The organism is uncultured Phenylobacterium sp. (genome assembly GCF_902826855.1).
Lineage (GTDB): Bacteria > Pseudomonadota > Alphaproteobacteria > Caulobacterales > Caulobacteraceae > Phenylobacterium.
In genome coordinates, this window is record NZ_CADEGK010000188.1 from 5,247 (window position 1) to 8,773 (window position 3,527).

6 protein-coding genes and 1 pseudogene are annotated in these 3,527 nt (G+C 68.5%); 4 read left to right on the top strand and 3 right to left on the bottom strand.

The window, feature by feature from the left end; translation table 11 throughout:
* The 4 genes and pseudogenes from QZV94_RS25270 to QZV94_RS20020 form a co-directional block, all read left to right on the top strand.
* Positions 1–213 (top strand): GNAT family N-acetyltransferase (locus tag QZV94_RS25270; RefSeq protein WP_367254943.1); only part of this gene is annotated, 213 nt, incomplete at its 5' end.
* 20 nt (positions 214–233) lie between these two features.
* Positions 234–875 (top strand): DUF3703 domain-containing protein, encoded by a 642-nt coding sequence (locus QZV94_RS20015; RefSeq protein WP_293680979.1) that lies wholly within the window; start codon positions 234–236, stop codon positions 873–875.
* Positions 775–987, top strand: a complete 213-nt coding sequence (locus QZV94_RS25275; protein ID WP_367254946.1) for a DUF3703 domain-containing protein — start codon at positions 775–777, stop codon at positions 985–987. The genes QZV94_RS20015 and QZV94_RS25275 overlap by 101 nt, the downstream gene beginning before the upstream one ends.
* A 200-nt stretch (positions 988–1,187) precedes the next feature.
* Positions 1,188–1,677 (top strand): annotated as a pseudogene (locus tag QZV94_RS20020) (transposase); the annotation flags it as partial.
* Between the two features lie 415 nt (positions 1,678–2,092).
* Here the strand turns inward: QZV94_RS20020 and QZV94_RS20025 are convergent.
* From QZV94_RS20025 to QZV94_RS20035, 3 genes are read right to left on the bottom strand one after another with little or no spacing between them, the layout of a single operon-like run.
* Complete coding sequence (locus tag QZV94_RS20025; protein WP_293680970.1) at positions 2,093–2,578, bottom strand: AlpA family transcriptional regulator; 486 nt, start codon at positions 2,576–2,578, stop codon at positions 2,093–2,095.
* 3 nt (positions 2,579–2,581) lie between these two features.
* A complete protein-coding gene (locus tag QZV94_RS20030; RefSeq protein WP_293680973.1) occupies positions 2,582–2,863 on the bottom strand; it encodes a hypothetical protein in 282 nt (93 codons plus the stop codon).
* Entirely contained in the window at positions 2,860–3,459 is a 600-nt protein-coding gene (locus QZV94_RS20035; RefSeq protein ID WP_293680976.1) for a lytic transglycosylase domain-containing protein, read from the bottom strand. Before QZV94_RS20035 ends, QZV94_RS20030 begins: the two co-directional genes overlap by 4 nt.
* Positions 3,460–3,527 lie beyond the last annotated feature (68 nt).

Consider the following 3,527-nt stretch of genomic DNA (forward strand, 5'->3'; position numbering starts at 1 on the left):
CCTGAGGCTCGCTTCCTTGGAGTAAGCAAGCTGCTGATGCAGACGATGGAGAAGCACCTTTCTGTACTTGGTTGCAACGCAGCCGTGCTGGGTAGAACCTTGAACGCTCGTCGGTTTTACCGGAAGCTCGGCTATCACGAGGTGGGGCCATTGGAGAGCCGCTTTGGCACATTACCGGGAACCCTGATGGCCAAACACATTCCCGCCGCGTAGCCCTGGCCTTTGGCGTGGCGATGGTCGCCGCGACGGTGGGGTTCGATAGAGGCCGCAACTTCTATCCCGTGCTGCTTGTGACGATCGCGGGCTACTACGTGCTTTTCGCCATCGAGGCGGGATCCATCCAGGTCCTGGCCCTGGAGCTGTGGATCGTGTGCGGGTTCGTCTGCATTGCGGTGGCGGGCTTTCGCTGGAACCTCTGGCTCATCGCAGCCGGCCTTCTCGGCCACGGCCTGCTTGACCTGGTCCACCCACACCTTTTGCCGAAAGCCGGCGCGCCGGCCTGGTGGCCGCAGTTCTGTCTCGCGTTCGACCCGGCAGCCGCGGCGTGCCTATCCGTCCGGCTCCTTCCCCCGAGCGCGCGCCCGGTCGCAGCCGAACTCGAAGCCGCTGAATTCTATGAACGCCACGGTCGTTGGGAGGAGGCCTTTGCCCACCTCGAGCGCGCCCACGTGCTCGGCCAAGCGTCGACCATCGAGCATGTACGTGTGCATGTCCGGATGTCCGTTGGGCCTTCGGCGGCGAGACCCACGCGAAGTCCGTGGGCAACTGGTTCGCATCGTCGGCGCCGCGACCAAGACGGCAATCGGGCTCGTGCCGCAGGGCAACACTGGGGGATCGCACGTGAGCGCCTTCCGGCCCATGCCGATCCCGACTGACCTATTGGCAATTCTAGCCGCAACGCGTCGCGCATCCTGGCGCGCTCGGGCGATAGAAGCCTGGAGGGCGGGGGCGTCGGACCAAACCTGCAAGGGCGCCCGCGGTCACTAATCGGCGCCTCTACGCTGAAGCGGGCAGCGCCCCTGTCCCATACGGGCTCGCACCGCCCGTAGTGCATCCGTCCAGCCGCCACCCAGGCCGGTCCAACCGGCTCCTGATTTCACGAACCCTGAAACCTGCGGAATTTGCGGGCGGATTTCCCGTGCTTCCGGAGGTTGGCCCTTCACAACGGCCGGCTTCGGGGGCGCTTCAAGTCCAAGCGCGAGGACGGGACCTTCTCCCGGGAGGACTTAACCTACGACCCCGCTGGCGATCTCTACCGCTGCCCCGGCGGCCAGGAGCTGAAGCGCTAATCGCCGCGCCTTCTCCTCGCCGCGGACCGGGCCGCCGGCCGACGACACGCATCGCTACCGGGCCAGCAAGGCCGACTGCGACGCCTGCGCGCTCAAGAGTCAGCGCTGCCCGAAGACCCCGGCGCGCAAAGTGACCCGCTCGATCCACGAGGCCGCTCGCGACGGGGCCCGCTAGATCGCCAAGACCGACGCCTACTGGACCTCCATGCGCCAGCGGAAGAAGGTCGCAATGCTCTTCGCCCACCTGAAGCGCATCCTGAAGCTGGACCGCCTGCGGCTACGCGGTCCCTGCGGCGCCCGAGACGAGTTTCTCCTCGCCGCCACCGCCCAGAACCTCCGCAAACTCGCCAAGCTGATCCCGGGCCCACTGCCCCTGGCGCCTGCCTGAGCAGTAGCGCCGCCGTGCGCGCTTCATCGGGCCATGCTGCAATCGCCGCCACGACCCGCCTTCTTCAACAACATCAGTCAAACCCGGTCCTCGCCGCGGGTGGCTCACCGCGGCTGAGACTGCTCCCGCACCAGCCACAGCATCACCGCAGCGTGGGTCTCGCGGGCGCGGGTCGGTGGGCCACTGATGAAGAATTCACTGCCCCCGAAGCTCTTGCGCTCGGTCCCCCGGCATGGCAGCGCCAGGAACTACGATCGCACCATGATGGTGCCGATGGGCGGCGCTTAGGCTTGGCGTCGAGGATTTTGGCAAGCCCGCAAGGCGATCAACGCCTCAATTGCCGCGTCGGGGCCGGATCGCAAGCTGATCTCGCTACGCGCCGAATTCGCCGCTTCGACGCGCCTCCTATCGCCGGTCAGAAATCGAACAGGATCTGTTGCGCGATCGCCTGCGCGTGCTGTGATCGGCGGCGGCCTGGTTTTCCTCGCTTGGTCGTCGGAACTCCGGCCGCGCGCGGCGCGAGGGATCGCGCGACCAAGGCTGGCGCGGCGAGGGTCGCGGAGACCTCTCCCGATGACGTCATCGCGACCGGCGGCGCTGTGATTTCGCGCCGCGGAACGGCGGTGGACAGGGCGACAGCGGGGGGTGCGTCGCCGCCGGCGCCTGTCGGGGATTTGACCCGCGCGCCGCTGTGGTCTCGGGAAACGCGCCACGCCTCGACCTCGTCCTCGCGATAGCCGACCCGGCCGGGCGAGATGGCGTAGGGCGCCGGGAACTCGCCGCGCTTCTGCAGCCGCCAGGCGGTCGTGCGGCTGAGGCCTGTGGCGCGGCCCACTTCCTTCCATGGAAGGTAGCGGCCGCCCCGGGCCTCTGCGTCGAGGAAGGTCTTCCAATGGGACATCGCTCACCGCCTCTCGTCCGCGGCGGGGGCGGTCGGTGCGCGCGAGGCTCGGAGGCCGGTCCGCTGGCGAAGCGCCCATTGGCGAAGCTCGCCGCGCGGATAGAAGGGCTTGCGGCGAATGTGCCGACAGGGCGGGCCGTCCTGACCCACCGACCAGATGCGCGCCAGCGTGGCCGGCTTCATGCGGACATTGTAGCGGGCGAGGTACGCCGAAGCCTCGGCGCGGGTCAGCAGGTCGTCGTCGTGCTCGTCGGCCTTGAGCGGAGGGAAATCGAGGTCGCTCATGGCCCGGTCCTCGGGCAGTCGCGGCGCGTCCGCACCGTTCGCCCTGCGGCAAGCGCCAGGTAGCAATCGACGACGGCGGTCACATAGGCCTGGGTCTCCGGGAAATTCGGGATCCGCCCCAGGCGGGCGACGCGGTCGGGCCCGGCGTTGTACGCCGCCAGGGCCAGTCTGAGATCGCCAAACCGCAGGAGCTGGCGCGCCAGGTAGTCCGCGCCGGCCGACAGGTTGGTTGACGGGTCGAACCGGTCTTCAACGCCCAAGGCTTTTGCCGTCGCGGGCATCAGCTGGGTCAGGCCGCCGGCGCCCGCCGGCGAGATGGCGTTCGGGCGATAGGCGCTTTCCACCGTGACCAGCGCATGGAGCAGCTTGGGGTCGAGGCGATGGAGCCGGGCGGCCTCGCCCACGGCGGGGTCGAGGGGCTGGGTGCTGGGCGGAAGCTGAGCCAGGCTCTCCGGTGCGTCGACGGATGGGGTGGCCCGCGTGTCCGCGACGGCGAAGATCGCGCCGCCGGCGGTGTTCCAGTCGGGCTCGGCGCTCGTGGCAGCGCCCGCGAAGAAGACTGCGATCACGCAGCCCAGCAGCCAAGGTTTCACCATCGCCAGACCTCCTTGTAGGCGCCGTCGATCTCGCTCGTCCTGATGGGTCCGAAGTAGCGACTGTCGAA

What these genes read in the sequence shown, in the direction of transcription:
- QZV94_RS20015 (WP_293680979.1), top strand. Translation starts at nt 234, where the DNA reads ATGGTCGCCGCGACGGTGGGGTTCGATAGAGGCCGCAACTTCTATCCC.
- QZV94_RS20025 (WP_293680970.1), bottom strand. Translation starts at nt 2,578, where the DNA reads ATGTCCCATTGGAAGACCTTCCTCGACGCAGAGGCCCGGGGCGGCCGC.
- QZV94_RS20030 (WP_293680973.1), bottom strand. Translation starts at nt 2,863, where the DNA reads ATGAGCGACCTCGATTTCCCTCCGCTCAAGGCCGACGAGCACGACGAC.
- QZV94_RS20035 (WP_293680976.1), bottom strand. Translation starts at nt 3,459, where the DNA reads ATGGTGAAACCTTGGCTGCTGGGCTGCGTGATCGCAGTCTTCTTCGCG.